The organism is Streptomyces sp. NPDC002773 (assembly GCF_040295605.1).
GTDB lineage: Bacteria > Actinomycetota > Actinomycetes > Streptomycetales > Streptomycetaceae > Streptomyces.
In genome coordinates this window covers 25,939-47,580 of sequence record NZ_JBEOVO010000016.1, presented here as the reverse complement: position 1 = coordinate 47,580, position 21,642 = coordinate 25,939, and the positions used below count along the sequence as shown (strand labels likewise).

The window sequence follows — 21,642 nt, the reverse complement described above, 5'->3', positions numbered from 1 at the left end:
GCTGACCGGACCAGAAGATCAGTTGGCGGTCGAAGTGGACCGCCGATCGGCGGAGGGAGCAGGCCATGGGCATTCCCGAGGGAATGGCGAAGCCCGAGGAACAGCGACTCGGTCCGGTGCTCAGGCGGCGGGACCAGATCCAGCCGGGCACCACGGACCAGCGGCTGCTCGACACCGAGGGCGACTCGGAGTGGGTGCACACCGACCCCTGGCGCGTCATGCGCATCCAGTCCGAGTTCGTCGAGGGCTTCGGCGCACTCGCCGAACTGCCGAGCGCGATCAGCGTCTTCGGCTCGGCCCGCACGAAGCCGGACTCGCCCGAGTACGAGGCGGGCGTACGGATCGGCCGGGCGCTCGTCGAGGCCGGCTTCGCGGTCATCACGGGCGGCGGCCCGGGCGCCATGGAGGCGGCCAACAAGGGGGCCAGGGAGGCCAAGGGCGTCTCGGTGGGCCTCGGCATCGAGCTCCCCTTCGAGCAGGGGCTCAACCCGCACGTCGACATCGGCGTGAACTTCCGCTACTTCTTCGTCCGCAAGACGATGTTCGTGAAGTACGCGCAGGGCTTCGTCGTCCTGCCCGGCGGACTCGGCACCCTCGACGAGCTCTTCGAGGCGCTGACCCTGGTCCAGACCCGGAAGGTCACCCGCTTCCCGATCGTCCTCTTCGGCACGGAGTACTGGAAGGGCCTCGTCGACTGGCTCCGCGACTCGGTCGTAGCAGGCGGCAAGGCCTCGGAACGCGACCTCCTCCTCTTCCACGTCACAGACGACGTGGAGGAAGCGGTCACCCTGGTGACAAAGGAAACGGGGAAGTAGGCCCCCCAGGGGGCGCCGTGTCCCGGCGCCCCCTGGCGCCGCTCTACGCCAACCCGCGCCGCGCGACCGCCGGCGGCCGATGCCCTGCGATGGACGCCACCATGTCCAGGACCTGACGGGTCTCGGCGACCTCGTGCACCCGGTACACCTGGGCCCCGAGCCATGCCGACACCGCCGTCGTCGCCAAAGTGCCCAGCACCCGCTCCTTGACCGGCCGATCCAACGTCTCCCCGACGAAGTCCTTGTTCGACAGGGACACCAGCACCGGCCACCCCGTCCCCGCCATCTCCCCCAGCCGCCGAGTCGCCTCCAGGCTGTGCCGGGTGTTCTTACCGAAGTCGTGCCCCGGGTCGATCATGATCCCGTCCCGCCGCACCCCGAGCGCCACCGCCCGCTCCGCGAGCCCCACCGTCACCCGCAGGATGTCCGCCATCACGTCCTCGTACGCGACCCGGTGCGGCCGCGTCCGCGGCTCGGCGCCACCCGCGTGCGTGCACACGAGCCCCGCGCCGTACTTGGCGGCCACCTCGGCGAGCCCCGGGTCGACCCCGCCCCACGCGTCGTTCAGGACGTCCGCCCCGGCCTCGCACACCGCCGCGCCGACCTCCGCCCGCCAGGTGTCCACGCTGATGACCACGTCGGGATGGCGCCTGCGGACCTCCGCGACGAAACCGACCGTGCGCCGCGCCTCCTCCTCGGCCGTCACCTCCTCGCCGGGGCCCGCCTTCACCCCGCCGATGTCGATGATCGCCGCCCCCTCGGCCACGGCCTGCTCGACCCGGGCGAGCGCCGGCTCGTCCCGGAAGGTCGCGCCCTGGTCGTAGAAGGAGTCCGGGGTCCGGTTCACGATCGCCATGATCACCGGCTCGTGCGGCCCGAATTCACGCCGTCCCAAGCGCAGCATCCCTTTTGTCCTCCCTCGTGTCCGTTCGCCTGCGACCCTAGCTGTCAGTGACGCATGGCACGATCGGCACGGGACGATTTCCACTCCGGGGAGAGGCGCGCAGGTGTTCTGGTTTCTGCTCATCACGATGGTCGTGGTCGTGGCCGCGGTGACGCTCGCCGTGGTCGGCGGCGGCGACAGCGAGGTGCTGCCCGAGGTGGCGCCCGAGCAGCTCGTCGACCCCTTCCCGACGGCCCGCCCGGTCGACCGTGCCGACGTCGAGGCGCTCCGCCTCCCCGTCGCGGTCCGCGGCTACCGGATGGCGGACGTCGACGACGCCCTGGTCCGCCTCGGCGCCGAACTGGCCGAGCGGGACGCCCGGATCGCCGAGCTCGAGGACGCGCTCGCGGGAGCGGCCGCCGCCGCCGGTCACGGAGAGGACGAGCCGGCATGACGGCCGGCGGGCCGATCCCGGGTCCGGACGGGCGGCTGCGCTGCCCCTGGGGGCTGTCGACCGAGGACTACGTGGCGTACCACGACGAGGAGTGGGGCCGCCCGGTCCACGGCGACGACGCGCTCTTCGAGCGGCTCTGCCTGGAGGCGTTCCAGTCGGGTCTGTCGTGGATCACGATCCTGCGCCGCCGGGAGGGCTTCCGGCAGGCCTTCGACGGCTTCAAGATCGCCTCCGTCGCCACCTTCGGCGAGGCGGACCGCGAGCGGCTCCTCGCCGACGAGGGCATCATCCGCAACCGCGCGAAGATCGACGCGACCCTCGCCAACGCGCGCCTGCTCGCCACCTGGTCCCCGGGCGAACTCGACACCCTGATCTGGTCCCACGCCCCCGCCGCGGGCCGCCCCGCCCCGCGTACGGTCTCGGAGGTCCCGGCGGTCACGGACGAGTCCACGGCCCTCTCGAAGGCACTCAAGAAGCGCGGCCTCCGCTTCATCGGCCCCACCACGGCCTACGCCCTGATGCAGGCGTGCGGCCTGGTCGACGACCATGTGGCGGGGTGCGTGGCCCGGGGCGGCCGGTAGCGGCCGCCCGCCCCGCTTCGGCCCGCCCCCCGCGGCCTCCGCTCAGCGGCCCAGGTACTTCGGCTTCTCCTTCGCGATGAAGGCGCGGACCGCGATCGTGTGGTCCTCCGACGAGCCCGCCAGGGCCTGGAGTTCCTCCTCCTTCTCCAGGGCCTCGGCGAGCGAGTGGTCGGCGCCGTAGGCGAGGGACTCCTTGAGGGCCGCGTACGCCACCGTCGGGCCCTCCGCCAGCTTGCGGGCGACCTTCTCGGCCTCGGCGGCCAGGTCCGCGGCCGGGACCAGGCGGTTCACGATGCCGAGCTCGTACGCCTCCTGGGCGCTGATCGAGCGCGGGAAGAGCAGCAGGTCGGACGCCCGGCTCGCGCCGATCAGCCGGGGCAGGGTCCAGGACACGCCCGAGTCGGCGGTGAGCGCGACGCCCGCGAAGGAGGTGTTGAAGGAGGCCGTCTCCGCGACCACCCGGTAGTCCGCCGCGAGCGCGAAACCGAAGCCGGCCCCCGCCGCGACGCCGTTCACGCCCGCCACCACCGGCTTGCGCATCCCCGCGAGCGCCTTGGTGATCGGGTTGTAGTGGTCGCGGACCGTGTTCATGGTCGCGCGCGTGCCGTTCTCCTGGTCCGCCATGAGCAGACCCACGTGCTCCTTCAGGTCCTGGCCCACGCAGAACGCCCGGTCCCCGGCCGCGGTGAGCAGCACCGCCCGTACGGCGGGGTCGGCGGCGGCCGTCTCCGCCGCGTCCCGGAGGGCGACCTTCGCCGCCACGTTCATGGCGTTCATGGCCTCGGGCCGGTTGAGCGTGATGGTGGCGAGTCCGTCGCTCACTTCGTACAGGACCGTGTCGGCCATCGGGTTCCCTTCGCCTCTTCGCGTCGTTGACCAGCCCAGCATGGCGGAGATCACCCGCACCGCACATGTGAGCTGCGTCAAAGAAAAAAGGGGCCCGGCCGGACGGCGAGCGGCGAAGTATCGCAGGACGATCGCCGAAATGTGTGGTTTTGAGAGAGCGCGTTGCGCAAGCGATGCCATTGGATGTTGGTCATCGGGTCCTGCCATGCGGGATAATGACCTGGAAGCAATGTGTTCGAAGCCGGTGACGCGTGCTCCACATCATGGAGCTGCCCGGCTGACAATGAGCTGGTTTCAGGAAGGGGAACAAGCATGGCGGCCATGAAGCCGCGGACGGGTGACGGCCCGCTCGAGGTGACCAAGGAGGGGCGGGGCATCGTCATGCGCGTACCGCTCGAAGGCGGCGGTCGGCTTGTCGTCGAGCTGACCCCGGACGAGGCCCAGGCACTGGGCGACGCTCTGAAGAAGGTCGTCGGCTGACCCTCTCCCCACGATTTCCCCACCGCTGCCCCGGTACGGCCTGCCCGTACCGGGGCAGCGGTGTGTCGGGGGTCCGTACGGGCGGGTTGTGCCGGGGGTCGTACGGGCGGTGCGCAAAGGGCGTACGGGGTCGTACGGGGCGGGGCGGGCCTGTCAGCCCCGGCGCACCGCGCAGAGCAGGCCGTCGCCCACCGGCAACAGGGAGGGGACGAGCTCCTGGCTCTCCCGCACCGCGCGCAGCAGCTCGCGGACCCGCTGGACCTCCGCCGGCTGGGCCCCCGAGTCGACCGTACGGCCGTCCGCGAAGACACCTTCGAAGCAGACGAGACCGCCCGGTCGCAGCAGGCGCAACGATTCAGCGAGGTAGTCGAGGTACTCGAGCCGGTCGCCGTCGCAGAACACGAGGTCGTATCCGCCGTCCGCGAGCCGCGGCAGGACGTCGAGGGCGCGGCCGGGGATGAACCGGGCCCGGTTGCCCGCGAAGCCGGCCGCGCGGAACGCCGTCTTGGCGAGCTGCTGGCGCTCCGGCTGGAGGTCCACGGTCGTCAGGACGCCGTCGGGGCGCATCCCGAGCAGCAGATAGATGCCCGACACGCCCGTGCCGGTCCCGATCTCCGCCACCGCCTTGGCGTCCGCCGTCGCGGCGAGCAGGCGCAGCGCGCCACCGGTGCCGGGCGACACCGAGGGCTGCCCTGCCTCCCGGGCCCGCTCCCGGGCCCAGCGCAGAGCGTCGTCCTCGGCGACGAAGGCGTCGGCGAACGACCAGCTCGTCTGCCGGTTGGCGGTAATGGCCCTCTCCTGTCCCCGTAGTTGACGCAACGGTGACTGTATCCGCTGTCAGCGGGAACCCGCAGATGGGACCGTGCGTTCACCAGGGGTGGGAAGCGATCGGGGACAGCCGGGCGACCGGATCCCAAATTCGCGTAAAGATTCTTATCCGGAGCTAACGGGCGAGGTGGCTATGGTAGGGGCTCCGCTGGACACCACCAGAGCCGACAGGGGAGGTGCGGCTGCGCCTGTGGATCGGGGAGGAGTGCTTCGGCGTCTTCTCAGGTCGGCGGGTGAGCCGAAATCCGTGACCGACACCGCTGACCGTTTCCGCACCACCGACTCCGCTCCCACCACCGCGACCTTCGCATCGGATGCGGAATCGCAGGCGTGGACCCCTCCCACATGGGAGGAGATCGTCAGCACGCACAGTGGCCGGGTCTACCGCCTCGCCTACCGCCTCACGGGCAATCAGCACGACGCCGAGGACCTGACCCAAGAGGTCTTCGTCCGCGTCTTCCGCTCGCTGTCGACGTACACGCCGGGCACCTTCGAGGGCTGGCTCCACCGCATCACCACCAACCTCTTCCTCGACATGGTCCGCCGCAAGCAGCGCATCCGCTTCGACGCGCTCGCCGACGACGCCGCCGAGCGGTTGCCCAGCCGCGAGCCCTCGCCGCAGCAGGTCTTCAACGACACGCACTTCGACGCCGACGTGCAGCAGGCCCTGGACACCCTCGCGCCCGAGTTCCGCGCCGCGGTCGTCCTCTGCGACATCGAAGGACTGTCGTACGAGGAGATCGCCGCGACCCTCGGCGTGAAGCTCGGCACCGTCCGCAGCCGGATCCACCGCGGACGCTCCCACCTGCGCAAGGCCCTCAAGCACCGCTCGCCCGAGGCCCGGGCGGAGCGTGCCCTGGCCTCCGTCGGATGGGAGGCAGGGACAGCGTGAGCGGCACACGTCCCTCGTCACCGACCCCCGCGGAGCACCACCTCGGGGACCGGCTGGCCGCGCTCGTCGACGGCGAGCTGGGCCATGACGCCCGCGAGCGGGTCCTCGCCCACCTCGCGACCTGCGCCCGCTGCAAGGCGGAGGCCGACGCGCAGCGCACCCTCAAGAGCGTCTTCGCCTCCGCCGCGCCCCCGCCGCCCTCGGAGGGTTTCCTCGCCCGTCTCCAGGGCCTCCCCGGAGGCCCCGGCGAGCCGGGAGCCCCCGGAGGCCCGAGAGGCCCCCTCGAACAACTCCTTGACGCGGGCGGACTGAAGTCCGACGGCTTCGCCACGGCTGCCGTTGTCACCCCGCACCCCCCGGGCGCCGGCTTCCGTATCCACGACGTCGGCGACCGCGGAACCTCCGGGCGCGGGCGGCGCTTCGCCTTCGCGGCGGCCAGCGCGGTCTCCTTCGCGGCGATCGCCCTCGGCGGCACCCTGCCCCTCGAATCCTCGGTGAACGCGAGCGGGCGCGGCGGCCAGGGCTCGGGCACCGCGGTCACCCCGCTGCGCGCGGGTGTCACGGGCGGGCCCGGCGGCGGTACGGCCGTCACCCGGGGCGCCCGCTCCGGCGAGCGCACCGGCGCCCAGTCCGTCGACGCGGGACAGCCGGTCCCGGCGACCCCGCTGTCCCTCGGCGCCCCGGTGGCGATGCCGCACGGCCCGGTCGCTCCGCACGGGCCGATGGCGACGGGGAACTACGGCACGGCCCCCGCGGCCCCGGCGGGCACGGTCCCGGCCGGCGCGGTGCCCCCGGACGCGGTCCGCTCCGCCGCGGCGCAGCTGTCGGCGGTACGGCTCCAGAGGTCCGAGCCGCAGTCGCTCCTCCCGCTCTCGCCGTTCATACGCCCCACGGGCCCGGCCCTCCAACTGGCCTTCGCCCCCGGGCCCAGCCCGGCGCCGAGCCCGATGTCCGCGCCGCTCGGCTCCCACCGCTGACCCGCGACCTGGTTGAATCCAGGGACACGGGCGCCCGACCCAGGGGCGCGGACGGGTCAGCGGGCTGCGGGGAGAACATGGACAACGGGAAGCCGAACTGGTGGAGCCGGCCTTCGAGCACACCGGAGGCGGCGCGGATACCCTCGCCGCCTCCGACCGACGACGTCACCGACCACCCCGCCGGGGGTGCCGATGACGGTGACTTCCCCCTGCCCGCGCCGCAGCCGCCGGCCGCCCCCGTCGCGGCGGAGGTGACGGATGTGACCGACGCCACGAGTGCGACGGATGCGGCGGATGTGGCGGACGCGACAGACACGGCGGCGGCACCCGAGGCCGCGCCCGCCGTCCTCCTGACCAAGAGCGAGCCTCCCGCCCCGGCGGCCGAGGCTCCGGTCGCCGAGCCCGCCGCCGTCCCTGCTCCTGCCGGACCCCCCGAGCCCCCGGCGGCCGCGCAGCCCGCGCCGGGGCCCCTGCACGCCCCCGACGAGTACCGGACGCCGCCCTACGGCGAGCCGGGACCCTGGGCGCCCGCACCGCCCGTACAGCGCCCCCCGGCGCCCGTACCGCCGCAGCAGGCCCCCGTACCCCCCGTACAGCCCCAGGCGCACCCCCAGCCGCACCCGCAGCCCCACCCGCACGCCCAGCCCCATCCCCAGGCCGCCGGTGCGCCCTGGGTGCAGTACGACCCCTGGGGGGCCGGCGGGGCCGGGCTGCCGCCCGCGCCCGCGAAGAAGTCCCGCAAGGGGCTCGCCGTCACGGGAGCGCTCGTCTTCGCGCTCGTCACCGGCGTCATCGGCGGCGGGATCGGCGCGTACGTCGAGCGGAACGGCGGGCTCACCACCGTCGAGCTGCCCCAGGCGGACGCCGGGGACACCGACCGCGCCCCCGAGAGCGTGGCGGGGATCGCGGCCGGCGCCCTGCCCGGCGTGGTCACCCTGCACGTCAAGGGCGGCGGTTCGTCCGGCACCGGCACCGGCTTCGTCCTCGACACCAAGGGCCACATCCTCACCAACAACCACGTCGTCGACTCGGCCCAGTCCTCCGAGGACATCTCGGTGACCTTCTCCAGCGGCGAGACCGCCCGCGCCAAGATCGTCGGCAAGGACACCGGGTACGACCTGGCCGTCGTCCAGGTGACCGGCGTCTCCGGCCTCAAGCCGCTGCCGCTCGGCAACTCCGACAACGTCCGCGTCGGTGACCCCGTCGTCGCCATCGGCGCCCCCTTCGACCTCTCCAACACGGTCACCTCCGGGATCATCAGCGCCAAGGAGCGCCCGATCACCGCCGGCGGCGAGAAGGGCGACGGCAGCGACATCAGCTACGTCGACGCGCTCCAGACCGACGCCCCCATCAACCCGGGCAACTCCGGCGGCCCGCTCCTCGACGCCAAGGGCCGGGTCATCGGCATCAACAGCGCGATCCGCGCCGCCGGCGGCTCCGGCGACGGTGACGGCGGCACCGGCGCCCAGCCCGGCTCCATCGGCCTCGGCTTCGCCATACCGATCAACCAGGGCAAGCGCGTCGCCGAGGAACTCATCAACACCGGCAAGGCCTCCCACCCCGTCATCGGTGTGAGCCTCGACATGCAGTTCAACGGCGACGGCGCCCGCGTCGGCGAGAAGGGCAAGGACGGAGCCGCCTCCGTCACACCCGGCGGCCCGGCGGCCAAGGCGGGGCTCCGGCCCGGCGACGTCATCACCAAGGTCGACGGCCAGCGGGTGCACAACGGCGAGGAGCTGATCGTGAAGATCCGCGCCCACCGTCCCGGCGACCGCCTCGAGCTCACCCTGACCCGCGGAGGCAAAGAGCTGACGAAGACGCTGACGCTCGGCTCCTCGCAGGGCACCTGAGTGCCATGTGGCGGACACCGGGAGGTACCCGTCCGGCGGTTTCGGCGGGTACCGTGGACCGGGCCCTTGACCGGCATGAAGGAGCTACTACGTGTTCAGCGACATAGGCGCACTCGAGCTGGTGGCGCTCGTGGTCCTCGCCGTGCTCGTCTTCGGGCCGGACAAGCTCCCGAAGGTCATCCAGGACGTCTCGCGCTTCGTCAAGAAGGTCCGTGACTTCTCGGACAGCGCGAAGGAGGACATCCGCAGCGAACTGGGCCCGGACTTCAAGGACTTCGAGTTCGAGGACCTCAACCCCAAGACGTACCTGCGCAAGCAGATGGAGCAGAACGAGGACCTCCGCGAGCTCAAGGAGCTGCGTGGCAGCTTCGACCTCAAGAAGGAGATGAACGACGTCGCCGACGCCGTTCACGGCCGGGACGGCGCCGCTGCCGCCGCCTCCGCCGCCGCGCCCGCCGCGGTCAACGGGTCCTCGCCCGACCTGCTGAAGAAGCAGGACAAGCCGGACGCCGGAGAGCGTCCGCCGTACGACTCCGACGCGACCTGACGACGGGCTGTCACCGACCGGACGCGTCGCGGTGGCTATCCTCCCTCTGTTGACGGAACGAGGAGGCGGCCGAGATGGAGACCACGAGTCGGGTGGAGGGCGTACCCACGGCCCGGCGGACCGCCGAGGGCTATCTGGCGGCGCCTTTCGCCTGGTACGGCCTCGACGAGGCGTTCACCGGGCCCCGCTGGCTGATGCAGGTCGGTACGGCGGCGGACGGCAGTGTGCAGCACGGGTCCACCGGGCACGGCGACACGCCGTCCATAAAGTCGGATGCGAGCGCCACGGAGAAGGAGCGGTTCGCGGTCGTCGTGACGGTCGCGGCGAGCCCGGTACGGCGGACCGGTGACGGGACGGGCGTCCTCGACGCCACCACCGTCTCCTCGGCCGCCTGGCTGGCAGGCTCGGGCCTGCTCGTCCACACCTGGCCCGCCTCGCTCGACCACGCGACGCGGGACAACTGGCTGGACCAGCAGACCGAGACGGCCTTCGAGCTCGCCGACGACCTCGAAGGACCGCCCTGGTCGACGCTGTCGCTGCCGGTGGACGGGGAGCCGATGCCCTTCCACTACCGGGAGACGGAGTTCGGCTGGGTCCTCGCAGGGTCCGCCGCGGGCGTCCACATCGGGGCGTACGGGCGGGGCATGAGCGCGTACGGGCTCGGGTTCTCGCAGATCAAGGACCTCGACGCGTACGCGTAGGGCGCAGGGCGCGGAACGAGGAAGGGCGCCCCCGCGGGGGCGCCCTCTTCTCAGAACTTGTTGCGCGGTGTGATGCCCAGGCTCATGCCCGAGAGGCCGCGCTGGCGGCCGCCGAGCTTGCCGGCGATCGCGCGGAGCGCCGCGCCCGCCGGGGAGTCGGGGTCGGACAGGACGACCGGCCTGCCGTCGTCGCCGCCCTCGCGGAGCCGCACGTCGATCGGGATCGAGCCGAGGACCGGGACCGTCGCGCCCGTGGTCTGCGTCAGGCCGTCCGCGACCTTCTGGCCGCCGCCCGAGCCGAACACGTCGACCATCTCGTCGCAGTGCGGACACGGCAGGCCCGCCATGTTCTCCACCACGCCGACGATCTTCTGGTGCGTCTGGACGGCGATCGAGCCGGCCCGCTCCGCGACCTCGGCCGCGGCCTGCTGCGGGGTGGTGACGACCAGGATCTCCGCGTTGGGCACGAGCTGCGCGACCGAGATCGCGATGTCGCCGGTGCCCGGGGGCAGGTCGAGCAGGAGGACGTCCAGGTCCCCCCAGTACACGTCCGCGAGGAACTGCTGGAGCGCGCGGTGCAGCATCGGGCCGCGCCACACCACCGGGGTGTTGCCCGGGGTGAACATGCCGATGGAGATGACCTTCACGCCGTGCGCCGACGGCGGCATGATCATGTTCTCGACCTGGGTCGGACTGCCGTCCACGCCCAGCATCCGCGGCACGCTGTGACCGTAGATGTCGGCGTCGACGACACCGACCTTCAGCCCGTCCGCCGCCATCGCCGCGGCCAGGTTCACGGTGACCGACGACTTGCCGACACCGCCCTTGCCGGACGCCACCGCGTACACCCGGGTCAGCGATCCGGGCTTCGCGAACGGGACCTCGCGCTCGGCGGTCGTCCCGCGCAGCGCCGCCGCCAGCTCCTTGCGCTGCTCGTCACTCATCACGTCGAGCGAGACGTCGACGCCGGTGACGCCTTCGACCCCGGAGACGGCCTCGGTCACCCGCTGGGTGATCGTCTCGCGCATCGGGCAACCGGAGACGGTCAGGTAGACCGTGACGGCGACCCTGCCGTCCGGTTCGATCTCCACCGACTTGACCATGCCGAGCTCAGTGATCGGTTTGTTGATCTCGGGGTCGTTCACCGTCGCCAGTGCTTCGAGCACCGCGTCTTCCATAGCCATACCGACGATGGTACGGCGCCGACCACCGGGCCATGAAAGGCCTGTCAACGGTCGGGTACGTCACTTCCGTGGGAGTCACCGGACGGGAATAGATCCCGGCGCTCCTCCAGCTCCTTGATCAGGTCCTGGAGTTCCGAGCGGATCCAGTCGCGCGTGGCGACCTCGCCGAGGCCCATCCGCAGCGCCGCGATCTCCCGCGTCAGGTACTCGGTGTCGGCGATCGACCGCTCGTTCTGCTTCCGGTCCTGTTCGAGATTGACCCGGTCCCGGTCGTCCTGGCGGTTCTGGGCGAGCAGGATCAGCGGCGCCGCGTACGACGCCTGGAGGGACAGCGCGAGCGTCAGGAAGATGAACGGGTACTCGTCGAACTTCAGCGGGGCCGGGGCGAAGATGTTCCACAGGACCCAGACGATGATCGTCAGGGTCATCCAGACGAGGAACCGGCCCGTCCCGAGGAACCGGGCGATCCGCTCCGAAAGACGCCCGAAGGCCTCGGGGTCGTACTCGGGAAGCAGCCTGGCCCGGCGCTCGCGCGGCAGGTCGAGCCGGATGCGGGGACCCGTCCGATCCCGCTCGCGCTCCCTGTCCTGCGTGCGCTCAGCCGCCATGCCCCGCTCCCTCCTCGTGGAACTCGGTCTCCCGCCAGTCCTCCGGCAGCAGATGGTCGAGCACGTCGTCGACCGTGACCGCCCCGAGCAGCGAACCGCCCTCGTCCACCACGGGCGCCGCGACCATGTTGTACGCGGCGAGATAGCTGGTGACGGCCGGCAGCGGGGTGTCCGGGCCGAGCGGCGGCAGATCGCTGTCCACGAGCGAGCTGACCAGCGTGAACGGCGGATCGCGGAGCAGCCGCTGGAAGTGCACCGTACCCAGGTACTTGCCGGTCGGCGTCTCGTCCGGCGGCCGGCACACGTACACCTGCGCGGCGAGCGCCGGGGACAGGTCCTGCTGCCGGACCCGGGCGAGCGCGTCCGCGACCGTGGCGTCGGGCCGCAGCACGATCGGCTCGGTCGTCATCAGACCGCCCGCCGTGCGCTCCTCGTACGCCAGGAGCCGGCGTACGTCGGCCGCGTCGTCCGGCTGCATCAGCGTGAGCAGCCGCTCCTGGTCCTCCTCGGGCAGCTCGGACAGCAGGTCGGCCGCGTCGTCCGGGTCCATCGCCTCCAGGACGTCGGCCGCGCGCTCCTCCTTCAGCTTGCCGAGGATCTCGATCTGGTCGTCCTCCGGCAGCTCTTCGAGGACGTCGGCGAGCCGGTCGTCGTCGAGCGCCGCGGCCACCTCGGCGCGCCGCTTCGGGGAGAGGTGGTGCAGCGCGTTCGCGAGGTCGGCGGGGCGAAGCTTCTCGAAGGTGGCGACCAGGTTCTCGGCACCCTGCCCGTGCTCCTCCAGGGAGAAGCCGGTCACCCCGGACCACTCGACGGTCAGCGTCTCGCCCTTGCGGCGCAGCGCCCCGCCCTTGCCGCGCCGGACGAAGACCTTGTCGATCTCCCAGTCGCGGCGGGCGGGCAGCTGCTGGATGGCGACGTCGAGGACGGTGACCTCCTCGCCCTCCTGCCCGCCGGGGCCGACGAGCCGGACCCGCCGGTCGAGGAGTTCGCCGAGGACGAGCCGCTCGGTGGGGCGCTGCTCGAAGCGGCGCATGTTGACGACGCCGGTGGTGATGACCTGGCCGGACTGGACGCCCGTGATCCGCGTCATGGGGACGAACACCCGGCGGCGGCTGAGGACCTCCACGACCATGCCGAGCAGCCGCGGGGGCCGGCGGCCGACCCGCAGCATGGCGACGAGGTCGCTGACCCGGCCGACCTGGTCGCCGACGGGGTCGAAGACGGGGACCCCCGCGAGGTGGGAGACGAAGATCCGGGGGGCGCCTGCCGCCATGCCACGCGCCTCCTCGGTGCCGCACGATTCGAGTCCTGAACAGAGCTCTGCCGGGTTCAGGCTAGCCCGAGCCGTTCCGCGCCGCCCTGGCGGCGCCCCCGTACGGCTGCCGCCGCCGTTCCGCCCCGCCCCGGCACCGCCCCCGTACGGCTGCCGCCGGGTCCGGCAGCCGGCCCGGGTACGCTGCGAGCTGCCGTTCCCCCCATCGGCTCCAGCACCGGACCCGGCCGTTCCGCCGGGCCGGGAACGCGGTAGTCTCCCCGCCCGGCCCCCGCAGTCCGCACGGGCCCCCGGGCCCGCCGCCGTCCCCCCACGACACGAGAGGCAGCGCAGATGACCGTCCGTTCCCCGTCATCGCGTATCCGCAGGGCTGTCACGCCCCTGGCGCTCTGCGCCGGACTGACGGTGGGACTCACGGCCTGCGCCGCCGACCCGGACGAGGGGACCAACGGGGTCGGGAAGCTCTCCGCGCCCGAGATCGAGGGCAAGGCGCGGTCCGTCGCCGACACGGCGAAGGCGGTACGGCTCGCCGGGACCCTGGTCAGCAAGGGCGACACCTTCAAGCTGAACATGCGGCTCAAGCAGGACGGCGCCAGCGGTTCGGTGACGACGAAGAACAGCACCTTCGAGCTGCTCCGGGTCGGCGACGCGCTCTACCTGAAGGCCGACGCGGACTTCTGGGCGCACGAGGACGACGACCAGAGCGGCAGCAAGCCGACGGAGGCGGACACCGAGGCCGCCGACAAGCTCGACGACATGTACGTGAAGGTGCCGCAGGGCGACCCCGCGTACAAGCAGCTGCGCGGCTTCACCGACATGGGTCTGCTCCTCGACGGCCTCATCGGCCTGCACGGCGAGAAGGTCAAGGGCGACCGGGACCAGATCGGCGGGGTCCGCACGGTCAAGGTCAAGGGCGGCGAGGGCGGCGAGGGCGGCACCCTCGACGTGGCCCTGGAGGGCTCCCCGTACCCGCTGCAGTTCGCTCGCGGCGGGGGAGCGGGCGTCGTGGTGCTCTCCGAGTGGAACAAGGACTTCCCGCTCACCGCTCCGTCCAAGGAGGAGACCCTCGACTACGGCAAGCAGCTGCCCCGGACGTAGGGCGCCCTACCGGCGCCGGCGCTTCAGCAGCAGCTTCGGGAGCCCGCCCGGCACCGCGTCGCGGGTCGTGGCCCCCGAGGGCAGCGGTACGGCGGCCAGGGAGCCGTCAGGCAGCTCCGTGGTCGCCTCGCGCGGGTCGAGCCGCAGCACCCGGCACTCGCGCGCCCAGCGCGCCGTCATGGCCTCGCCGTCGGGCGCGTTGAGCCGCTTGCCCTTGAGCTCGGCGACGGCCGCGTCCCACTCCTCGGTGCCGGGGGCGAGTTCGCGTACGGCAGCGGTCCAGGCGACCAGCCGGCCGCCCTTGTCCTTGCTGCGGACCGTCACCTCGGCCGTACCGCCGTCGAGGAGGCCCGGCAGCGGCTGCTCGCCGGGGCCGTCGCCGACGACGCACGCGGCGCCGTCGTGCCAGACGTGCCAGAGCGCGCGGGCGGGGCCGGTGCCGCGCACCCAGACGAGGCCGGACTTCTTGGTGGCCTCCTCGACGAGGAAGAGCTCTTCGGTCATGGCCCGAAGCCTAACGGCAGCCTCCTACAGCCAGCCGTTGCGCTTGAGGGTGCGGTGGATGGTGAAGCAGACCGCGACGATGCCGGTCAGCACCATCGGGTAGCCGTACTTCCAGTGCAGCTCGGGCATGTGGTCGAAGTTCATGCCGTAGACGCCGCAGACCGCCGTGGGGACGGCGACGATCGCCGCCCACGAGGTGATCTTGCGCATGTCCTCGTTCTGCGCGACGGTCGCCTGCGCCAGGTTGGCCTGGAGGATCGAGTTGAGGAGCTCGTCGAAGCCGACGACCTGCTCCTGCACGCGGGCGAGGTGGTCGGCGACGTCCCGGAAGTACTTCTGGATGTCGGGGTCGACGAGCCGCATCGGCCGTTCGCTGAGCAGCTGCATCGGGCGGAGCAGCGGGGTGACGGCCCGCTTGAACTCCAGTACCTCGCGCTTGAGCTGGTAGATCCGGCCGGTGTCCGTACCGCGCGTGGCGCCTTTCGCGGCCGGCGAGAAGACGTCGATCTCCAGCTGGTCGATGTCGAGTTCGACGGCGTCGGCGACCGCGATGTAGCCGTCGACGACGTGGTCGGCGATGGCGTGCAGCACGGCCGAGGGGCCTTTGGCGAGCAGCTCGGGCTCGCCCTGGAGGCGGTGGCGGAGGTTGCGCAGGGAGCCCTGCCCGCCGTGCCGGACGGTGATGACGAAGTCGGGTCCGGTGAAGCACATGACCTCGCCGGTCTCCACGACCTCGCTGGTCGCGGTGAGTTCGGCGTGCTCCACGTAGTGGATGGTCTTGAAGACGGTGAAGAGGGTGTCGTCGTACCGCTCCAGCTTGGGCCGCTGGTGGGCGTGGACGGCGTCCTCGACGGCGAGCGGGTGCAGCCCGAACTCGGCGGCGATACCGGCGAATTCGGCCTCGGTCGGCTCGTGCAGACCGATCCAGGTGAAGCCGCCGCTCTCCCGCACCTGGCGCATCGCGCCGCGCGGGGTGAGGCACTCGCTGTCCTCGATGCGCTGCCCGTCGCGGTAGACGGCGCAGTCGACGACGGCGCTGGAGGCCGAGTGGTCGCGGGTGGGGTCGTACGAGGTGTACGTGGTGGGGGTCTTGCGCAGGGGGTGCCGCAGGCTCGGGCGGACGGCTGCGCGCAGGTCACGGATCATCGACATGGGCGTGCTCCTAACGGAGAGGCCGTCGGCGAGCGTGGCACAGCCCGGAATGGGGACGTGGAGTTACGTCGTCCACAAAGCGGGCGGCACCGAGGGATCGCGGTGACGGCGTTCGCTACAGACAGGCAAAGGCGAGATGCTCTTCCGTCGTGCGAGATGCCGGGGAGCGGAGTCCGTACGGGAGGGGTACGGGCCGGAATCACCGGAGAGTCGTACGCACCGGGCTCGGGTGCGGGGCGGAAGAGCGGCTGGTACTGCCCGACCGACTTCGGTCCATCGCAGCCCCACCTCCTCCGGCCGGTCCCTCGTGAGGGATGACGTGTGACGAGTAGTCGGGAGTTCGGGACTCCCGACCAGCGGCCAAGACTATCAGCCGACTGAGGGTCAATCCCTTCCTTTGCCCGTTCCATACGCGCTTTATGCTCAACCCATGGGAGAAGTTCTTGCTCTGGTCGAGGCCCGGCTGCGGACGGCGCTCGGAGAACCGGACGCGCGGGCCGCGGTGACGTTCCTCGGCACGGACCGGATCGAGGTGCTCCGCTTCGTCGACGGTGATCTCGTGCGGTACGCGACCCTCGGCATGTCGGCGCAGCCGATGGCCGACCCGACCGCCGCGCTCGCCGACCCGGTGAAGGGCCCGCGCGCGGAGCTCGTCCTGACGGTACGGGCCGGGCTCGCCGACACCGACAAGGTGCTGCGACCGCTCGCCGTCCTCGCCGCCACCCCCCAGGTCGAGGGCGTGGTCGTGGCCGCCGGCGCCTCGCTCGACGTCGGCGAGCCGCTCTGGCCGGGCGCCGCCTTCAGCTCGGTCCTGGTCGCCGGTTCGGGCGGTCTCGTCGAGGACCTGGAGCTCGACGCCCCGATGGACCCGGTGTGCTTCCTGCCGCTGCTCCCGATGACCGCGAACGAGGCCGCGTGGAAGCGGGTGCACGGCGCGCAGGCGCTCGAGGAGCGCTGGCTGGCGCGGGGGACGGACCTGCGCGATCCGCTGCGCAGGTCGGTGAACCTGGACTGACCGGGCTGCGGGCCCCGGGCTGACCGGGCCGTGGGTCTGGGACTGGGCTGCGCGGTCCGTGGGTCTGGGACTGGGCCTGGGCTGATCGGCCGTGGGTCTGGAGTGATCGCCGGTGCGCCAGGGGCGACCGAGGGTGAACGGCTCGGGCCGGACGGGTGATCATCGGTGGCCGTCCTTGACGCCGGGCCCGAGGGGTAGGACCGTTGAGCCCTATGAGGGGCGAACCCAGTTGTCCGAAGTGTGGTGGCCGGGTCAGGGCGCCCGGGCTGTTCGCCGACTCCTGGCAGTGCGACGTGCACGGCCCGGTGCACCCGCTCCAGCCCGTGATCCCGCCCAGCGTCGAGGCCCTCGGCGTCGTGGTGCACAGGTCCCAGGTGCCGGTGTGGATGCCGTGGCCCCTGCCCGTCGGCTGGCTCTTCACCGGAGTCGCGTACGCCGGTGACGACCGCAGCGGCGGACGCGCGACCGCCGTCGCCTGTTCGGGACCGGGACCGCTCGGCGGCCTCGGCGAGCTGCTGCTCATCGCGGAGGAACTCGGAGTCGGCCTCGGCGCCCGGTACGCCGGCATCGACGGCCCCGACCCCGGCCCCGGCATGGCCATCGACAAACCCCCGCAGACGAAGGTGCTCGCCGCCGGACGGCCCACCCCGCTCTGGCACGTCAAGGGCACCCCCCACGACCGCGCGGTCTTCGCGGGCGAGGCGCGGGGCCTCTGGCTGTGGGCCATCGTCTGGCCCGAGCAGTCCGGCCTCCTGATGTACGACGAACTGGTCCTCACGGACCTGCGGGACGCGGGCGCCGAGGTCGAGCTGCTGCCGTGCGGGGCGCTGACGCCGAGACTGCTCGGCTAGGGCGTGTCCGGCGGGCGGACGGCCCCGCCGGTCAGGGGCGGTCGGCCCGGTGGACCCGTACAAGCGTGTTCGAATCGCCCGTTATGCTGGAGCGTCCCTCGTCCGTGCCGAGCCCCCGGAGTACCGCGTCGTGCGCATCGATCTGCACACCCACTCCACGGCGTCCGACGGTACGGACACCCCCGCCGACCTCGTACGGAACGCGGCCGCGGCCGGACTGGACGTCGTCGCGCTCACGGACCACGACACCACCCGCGGCCACGCCGAGGCGATCGCGGCGCTGCCCGAGGGGCTGACCCTCGTCACCGGGGCCGAGCTGTCCTGCCGGGTCGACGGCATCGGCCTGCACATGCTCGCGTACCTCTTCGACCCCCTGGAGCCCGCGCTCCTCGCCGAGCGCGAGCTCGTCCGGGACGACCGGGTGCCGCGCGCGCGTGCCATGGTCGGCAAGCTCCAGGAGCTGGGCGTCCCGGTCACCTGGGAGCAGGTCGCCCGGATCGCCGGAGACGGCTCCGTGGGCCGCCCGCACGTCGCCGAGGCGCTCGTCGCGCTCGGAGTCGTACCGGACGTGTCGGGGGCGTTCACGCCCGAGTGGCTCGCCGACGGCGGCCGGGCGTACGTCGGCAAGCACGAGCTGGACCCGGTCGAGGCGATCCGCCTGGTCAAGGCAGCCGGCGGAGTCACCGTCTTCGCGCACCCGCTCGCCGTCAAGCGCGGCCAGGTGCTGCCCGAGGCCTCGATAGCCCGGCTCGCCGAGGCCGGACTCGACGGCATCGAGGTCGACCACATGGACCACGACGAGGCGACCCGCGCGCGGCTGCGCGGACTCGCGAAGGAACTCGGTCTGCTGACCACCGGCTCCAGCGACTACCACGGCAGCCGCAAGACCTGCCGCCTCGGCGAGTACACGACCGACCCCGAGATCTACGGCGAGATCACCCGCCGCGCGTCGGGGGCCTTCCCGGTCCCCGGCGCCGGGGGAACCTCCGCCTAGTCCCGGGCCGGGCCCATCGCCCGTACCCCGCCGCCCCACCGCTCCGGCGGCAGGCCACCGCGCCCGCCGCCCCGCCCGTGCGACGTGCGTCCGCCCGCCCCGCATACCCCTCACGCGCCCGCGTACGGCTCCCTGCCGTACGGCGGCGGCGCGCCCCCTGCCCTGTCGCCGGAATCCCGTATTCCGGCGGTGTGGGCGACACCCCGCCGTTCCACCTCTCCCGCAAGGCACCCCACCGTGTTCGACGTCGCCGTCTTCGGCTCGCTGTTCCTGACCCTCTTCGTGATCATGGATCCCCCCGGGATCACCCCGATCTTCCTCGCGCTCACCTCCGGCCGCGCCGCCAAGGTGCAGCGCCGGATGGCCTGGCAGGCCGTCGCCGTGGCCTTCGGTGTCATCACCGTCTTCGGCATCCTGGGCCAGCAGATCCTCGCCTACCTGCACGTCTCCGTCCCGGCGCTGATGATCGCGGGCGGTCTCCTGCTGCTGCTCATCGCGCTCGACCTGCTCACCGGCAAGACCGACGAGCCCAAGCAGACCAAGGACGTGAACGTCGCCCTCGTCCCGCTGGGCATGCCCCTGCTCGCCGGCCCCGGCGCGATCGTCTCGGTCATCCTCGCCGTGCAGAACGCCGACGGCGCGGCCGCGCAGGTCTCCGTCTGGGCCGCCATCGTCGCCATGCACGTCGTGCTCTGGCTGACCATGCGGTACTCGCTGCTCATCATCCGGGTCATCAAGGACGGCGGCGTGGTCCTGGTCACCCGGCTCGCCGGCATGATGCTCTCCGCCATCGCGGTGCAGCAGATCATCAACGGCGTCACCCAGGTGATCCAGAACGCCTGAGCCGCCGCCCGGACACCCCCCGGACGCCACTGCGCCCCCGTACGGATTCCGCTCTTGCGAAGTCCGTGCGGGGGCGCGGTGCGTGGGGTGGACCTGACCTGTTACGAGGCCGAGGTCTCGGCGGGGCGGATCCAGATGCGCTGGCCGATCGAGGCGGCCTGCTGCACGATCCGATTGACGGAGGAGGCGTCCACGACGGTGCGGTCGACGGGCGTGCCGTCGATGTCGTCGAGTCGCAGGATTTCGAAGCGCATGGGCTTCTCCCTTCGTCTGAGTTGATCCTCCTGGTGGAGAACTGCGTTACGTACTGGTCCAACGACGTGCATCCTGCAAACATTCCTTACGCTAAGGAAAATTTTCGGATGGCTAACTACTAACCGGTAGGAGGATGTGGCGGCCACGGTTCCCACGGCGGACAATGAGCCCCGTATGAACGACGCAGACACCCCACAGGTGACCGAGACCGACGCCCGCCTCCGCGCCCTCGACGCGCGCGTGGAGCGCACCAACGAGCTCCTCCAGCGGATGCTGGCCGAGGTCGCCAAGACTCCCTCTACCCACGCCATCTTCGTCGACGCAGGTTACGTCCATGCTGCGGCGGGGTTGCTGGTTGCGGGAACCGAGGACCGGCGCTCCTTCGACCTCGACGCGGAAGGCCTCATCGAGGCCTTCATCGACAAGGCCCGCACGATCTTCGCCGACAGCAGACTCCTCCGCGTCTACTGGTACGACGGGGCCAGACGCCGTATCCACACCCCCGAGCAGCAGGCCATCGCCGAACTCCCCGACGTCAAGGTCCGCCTCGGCAACCTCAACGCCAACAACCAGCAGAAGGGCGTCGACTCCCTCATCCGCACGGACCTGGAGTCCCTCGCCCGCCACCGCGCCATCAGCGACGCAGCCCTCGTCGGCGGCGACGAGGACCTCGTCTCGGCCGTCGAGGCCGCCCAGGGCTACGGGGCCCGCGTCCACCTCTGGGGCATCGAGGCCGCCGAAGGCCGCAACCAGGCCGAGGCGCTCCTCTGGGAGGTCGACAGCCAGCGCACCTTCGAGCTGGACTTCTGCCGCCCGTACGTCACCCGCCGCCCCGTCACCACGTACGAGAACGAGGGCGAGCCGCCGCCCTCCCGCGAGGAGGTGCGCTTCGTCGGCGCCCAGATCGCGGCGACCTGGCTCGGAGAGCGAGGACGCGACCGGCTCGCCGAACTCCTGCCGGGCGCGCCCTACCTCCCCGGGACCGTCGACCAGGACCTGCTCGTCGAGGCGGAACGGCTCCTCAGCCGCTCCCTGCGCGGCCACGCCGCACTCCGGCGGGCCCTGCGGGACGGTTTCTGGCAGCACCTCAAGGCGCAGTTCTGACCTCGACGGGGGCGGCCTGCCGCTCCCAGAAGCCGGTCAGCCGGTCCGTCAGCTCGCGCGGGTGCGACACGTTGGGGGAGTGGCCGGCGCCCGCCACCACGGTGTGGTGCGCGCCGGTACGGGCGGCCGCCCTGGCGAGGTCCCCGACGGGCCAGACCATCTCGTCCGAGCCGTAGGCGATGTGCAGCGGCATCCGGAGCGCGGTCAGCTCCGCCGTACCGTCCCGGCGGTCGAGCAGGAGCCGCCCCGCGCACGCGAGTTGGGGGGTGCGGGTCCGCATCCAGCGCCGCCGCAGGAAGCCCGCGAGCTCCGGTGCGTCGTCCGTGTCCGGCTCCTCGCCTCGGCTGTCCAGCCAGCACATCGCCTGCCACACCCGCTCCTTCGGCAGCAGCGCGAGCGCGACCCGCAGCACCCGGATCCGGATCCGCTGCGGCCGGGAGACCCGGCCGGTGCCCGAGGAGAGCAGGGTGAGGGTACGGAAGGCGGCCGGGGCGAGCGACGCGGCCCCTCGGGCCACCAGGCCGCCGAACGAGTGACCGAGCAGATGGACGGGGCCGTCTCCGAGCGCCGACGCCTGCGCCACCGCGTCGAGCGCGAGGGCCCGGCGCCGGTAGGCGGCCCGGCCCCGGGGCCCTGGGGACGCGTACTGACCGCGCCCGTCCACCGCCACGGCCCGGTAGCCGGCCTCGCTGAGCGGCTCAAGGAGGGCCAGGAAGTCCTCCTTGCTGCCGGTGTACCCGGGCAGCAGCAGCACCGTCCCGCGCCGCTCGCCCAGCGGCTCCGTGTCGAGCACGGCGAAGTCACCGCGCGCGGTCACCAGCGGGCGGGCGCGGGTACGGGGCGGCAGCACGAGGGACCGGGGCTTGCTCATATCTGGACTGTAACCGGAGGGGCGCGCGCCGGGCGG

25 protein-coding genes are annotated in these 21,642 nt (G+C 72.3%); 15 read left to right on the top strand and 10 right to left on the bottom strand.

Going from position 1 to position 21,642, the window contains the following annotated elements; all coding sequences use genetic code 11:
* The first annotated feature begins 65 nt into the window (after window positions 1–65).
* On the top strand, window positions 66–815 hold the full coding sequence (locus ABT034_RS20425; RefSeq protein WP_073809088.1) for an LOG family protein: 750 nt from the start codon (window positions 66–68) through the stop codon (window positions 813–815).
* A 43-nt stretch (window positions 816–858) separates the two neighbouring features.
* Here ABT034_RS20425 and folP read toward each other — a convergent pair whose 3' ends face one another.
* Window positions 859–1,719, bottom strand: a complete 861-nt coding sequence (gene folP, locus ABT034_RS20420) for a dihydropteroate synthase (RefSeq protein ID WP_351217083.1) — start codon at window positions 1,717–1,719, stop codon at window positions 859–861.
* Between the two features lie 103 nt (window positions 1,720–1,822).
* Here folP and ABT034_RS20415 point away from each other — a divergent pair, with 103 nt between their 5' ends.
* Both ABT034_RS20415 and ABT034_RS20410 read left to right on the top strand, forming a co-directional pair.
* A complete protein-coding gene (locus ABT034_RS20415; protein ID WP_351217081.1) occupies window positions 1,823–2,152 on the top strand; it encodes a hypothetical protein in 330 nt (109 codons plus the stop codon).
* Window positions 2,149–2,733, top strand: coding sequence for a DNA-3-methyladenine glycosylase I (locus ABT034_RS20410; protein ID WP_351217079.1), 585 nt, complete (start codon window positions 2,149–2,151; stop codon window positions 2,731–2,733). Before ABT034_RS20415 ends, ABT034_RS20410 begins: the two co-directional genes overlap by 4 nt.
* 42 nt (window positions 2,734–2,775) lie before the next feature.
* Here ABT034_RS20410 and chcB read toward each other — a convergent pair whose 3' ends face one another.
* Window positions 2,776–3,579 carry a 2-cyclohexenylcarbonyl CoA isomerase gene (gene chcB / locus ABT034_RS20405; protein WP_351217077.1) on the bottom strand — a complete coding sequence of 268 codons (804 nt, stop codon included), beginning with the start codon at window positions 3,577–3,579 and terminating at the stop codon, window positions 2,776–2,778.
* Window positions 3,580–3,891: 312 nt separating this feature from the next.
* Here chcB and ABT034_RS20400 point away from each other — a divergent pair, with 312 nt between their 5' ends.
* The gene (locus tag ABT034_RS20400) at window positions 3,892–4,059 is read left to right on the top strand and encodes a DUF3117 domain-containing protein (protein WP_235484109.1); all 168 of its coding nucleotides are present in this window, start codon (window positions 3,892–3,894) and stop codon (window positions 4,057–4,059) included.
* Between the two features lie 153 nt (window positions 4,060–4,212).
* Here ABT034_RS20400 and ABT034_RS20395 read toward each other — a convergent pair whose 3' ends face one another.
* Window positions 4,213–4,878 (bottom strand): O-methyltransferase, encoded by a 666-nt coding sequence (locus tag ABT034_RS20395; RefSeq protein ID WP_351217075.1) that lies wholly within the window; start codon window positions 4,876–4,878, stop codon window positions 4,213–4,215.
* 142 nt (window positions 4,879–5,020) lie between these two features.
* Between ABT034_RS20395 and sigE the strand changes: the two genes are divergently transcribed.
* The 5 genes from sigE to ABT034_RS20370 all read left to right on the top strand — a co-directional run bounded on the left by sigE (window position 5,021) and on the right by ABT034_RS20370 (window position 9,854).
* Window positions 5,021–5,779: an RNA polymerase sigma factor SigE gene (sigE, locus tag ABT034_RS20390; RefSeq protein ID WP_078623434.1), complete on the top strand. Its 759-nt coding sequence runs from the start codon at window positions 5,021–5,023 to the stop codon at window positions 5,777–5,779.
* Window positions 5,776–6,756, top strand: coding sequence for an anti-sigma factor family protein (locus ABT034_RS20385; protein ID WP_351217073.1), 981 nt, complete (start codon window positions 5,776–5,778; stop codon window positions 6,754–6,756). Before sigE ends, ABT034_RS20385 begins: the two co-directional genes overlap by 4 nt.
* A 77-nt stretch (window positions 6,757–6,833) precedes the next feature.
* Entirely contained in the window at window positions 6,834–8,606 is a 1,773-nt protein-coding gene (locus tag ABT034_RS20380) for a S1C family serine protease (RefSeq protein ID WP_351217071.1), read from the top strand.
* 91 nt (window positions 8,607–8,697) lie between these two features.
* Entirely contained in the window at window positions 8,698–9,153 is a 456-nt protein-coding gene (locus ABT034_RS20375) for a sec-independent translocase (RefSeq protein WP_351217069.1), read from the top strand.
* A gap of 74 nt (window positions 9,154–9,227) precedes the next feature.
* Window positions 9,228–9,854 (top strand): hypothetical protein, encoded by a 627-nt coding sequence (locus tag ABT034_RS20370; protein WP_351217067.1) that lies wholly within the window; start codon window positions 9,228–9,230, stop codon window positions 9,852–9,854.
* Window positions 9,855–9,904: 50 nt separating this feature from the next.
* Here ABT034_RS20370 and ABT034_RS20365 read toward each other — a convergent pair whose 3' ends face one another.
* The 3 genes from ABT034_RS20365 to ABT034_RS20355 are packed head-to-tail and all read right to left on the bottom strand — an operon-like array spanning window position 9,905 to window position 12,919.
* Complete coding sequence (locus ABT034_RS20365; RefSeq protein ID WP_351217065.1) at window positions 9,905–11,038, bottom strand: Mrp/NBP35 family ATP-binding protein; 1,134 nt, start codon at window positions 11,036–11,038, stop codon at window positions 9,905–9,907.
* Between the two features lie 44 nt (window positions 11,039–11,082).
* A complete protein-coding gene (locus tag ABT034_RS20360; RefSeq protein WP_351217063.1) occupies window positions 11,083–11,646 on the bottom strand; it encodes a DUF1003 domain-containing protein in 564 nt (187 codons plus the stop codon).
* The gene (locus tag ABT034_RS20355; protein WP_351217061.1) at window positions 11,636–12,919 is read right to left on the bottom strand and encodes a magnesium transporter MgtE N-terminal domain-containing protein; all 1,284 of its coding nucleotides are present in this window, start codon (window positions 12,917–12,919) and stop codon (window positions 11,636–11,638) included. Before ABT034_RS20355 ends, ABT034_RS20360 begins: the two co-directional genes overlap by 11 nt.
* 333 nt (window positions 12,920–13,252) lie before the next feature.
* Here ABT034_RS20355 and ABT034_RS20350 point away from each other — a divergent pair, with 333 nt between their 5' ends.
* Window positions 13,253–14,017: a hypothetical protein gene (locus ABT034_RS20350; RefSeq protein WP_351217059.1), complete on the top strand. Its 765-nt coding sequence runs from the start codon at window positions 13,253–13,255 to the stop codon at window positions 14,015–14,017.
* Between the two features lie 6 nt (window positions 14,018–14,023).
* Here the strand turns inward: ABT034_RS20350 and ABT034_RS20345 are convergent, their stop codons facing one another.
* A complete protein-coding gene (locus ABT034_RS20345; RefSeq protein WP_351217057.1) occupies window positions 14,024–14,521 on the bottom strand; it encodes a hypothetical protein in 498 nt (165 codons plus the stop codon).
* Between the two features lie 24 nt (window positions 14,522–14,545).
* Window positions 14,546–15,673 (bottom strand): magnesium and cobalt transport protein CorA, encoded by a 1,128-nt coding sequence (locus ABT034_RS20340; RefSeq protein WP_351217055.1) that lies wholly within the window; start codon window positions 15,671–15,673, stop codon window positions 14,546–14,548.
* 430 nt (window positions 15,674–16,103) lie between these two features.
* On the opposite strand from ABT034_RS20340, the gene ABT034_RS20335 reads away from it, so the two are divergent.
* From ABT034_RS20335 to ABT034_RS20320, 4 genes are all read left to right on the top strand, one after another.
* Window positions 16,104–16,688: a suppressor of fused domain protein gene (locus ABT034_RS20335; protein ID WP_351217053.1), complete on the top strand. Its 585-nt coding sequence runs from the start codon at window positions 16,104–16,106 to the stop codon at window positions 16,686–16,688.
* Between the two features lie 212 nt (window positions 16,689–16,900).
* Window positions 16,901–17,539: a DUF6758 family protein gene (locus ABT034_RS20330; protein WP_351217051.1), complete on the top strand. Its 639-nt coding sequence runs from the start codon at window positions 16,901–16,903 to the stop codon at window positions 17,537–17,539.
* A gap of 130 nt (window positions 17,540–17,669) precedes the next feature.
* Window positions 17,670–18,533 carry a PHP domain-containing protein gene (locus tag ABT034_RS20325; RefSeq protein WP_351217049.1) on the top strand — a complete coding sequence of 288 codons (864 nt, stop codon included), beginning with the start codon at window positions 17,670–17,672 and terminating at the stop codon, window positions 18,531–18,533.
* 237 nt (window positions 18,534–18,770) lie between these two features.
* The gene (locus ABT034_RS20320) at window positions 18,771–19,376 is read left to right on the top strand and encodes a MarC family protein (RefSeq protein ID WP_351217047.1); all 606 of its coding nucleotides are present in this window, start codon (window positions 18,771–18,773) and stop codon (window positions 19,374–19,376) included.
* A 101-nt stretch (window positions 19,377–19,477) separates the two neighbouring features.
* Here the strand turns inward: ABT034_RS20320 and ABT034_RS20315 are convergent, their stop codons facing one another.
* Window positions 19,478–19,630 carry a DUF8834 family protein gene (locus tag ABT034_RS20315; protein ID WP_158990168.1) on the bottom strand — a complete coding sequence of 51 codons (153 nt, stop codon included), beginning with the start codon at window positions 19,628–19,630 and terminating at the stop codon, window positions 19,478–19,480.
* 175 nt (window positions 19,631–19,805) lie between these two features.
* Here ABT034_RS20315 and ABT034_RS20310 point away from each other — a divergent pair, with 175 nt between their 5' ends.
* Window positions 19,806–20,735 carry an NYN domain-containing protein gene (locus tag ABT034_RS20310; protein WP_351217044.1) on the top strand — a complete coding sequence of 310 codons (930 nt, stop codon included), beginning with the start codon at window positions 19,806–19,808 and terminating at the stop codon, window positions 20,733–20,735.
* Here ABT034_RS20310 and ABT034_RS20305 read toward each other — a convergent pair.
* Window positions 20,719–21,606 (bottom strand): alpha/beta fold hydrolase, encoded by an 888-nt coding sequence (locus ABT034_RS20305; RefSeq protein WP_351217042.1) that lies wholly within the window; start codon window positions 21,604–21,606, stop codon window positions 20,719–20,721. The two genes, ABT034_RS20310 and ABT034_RS20305, sit on opposite strands and share 17 nt — an antisense overlap.
* Window positions 21,607–21,642: the final 36 nt, after the last annotated feature.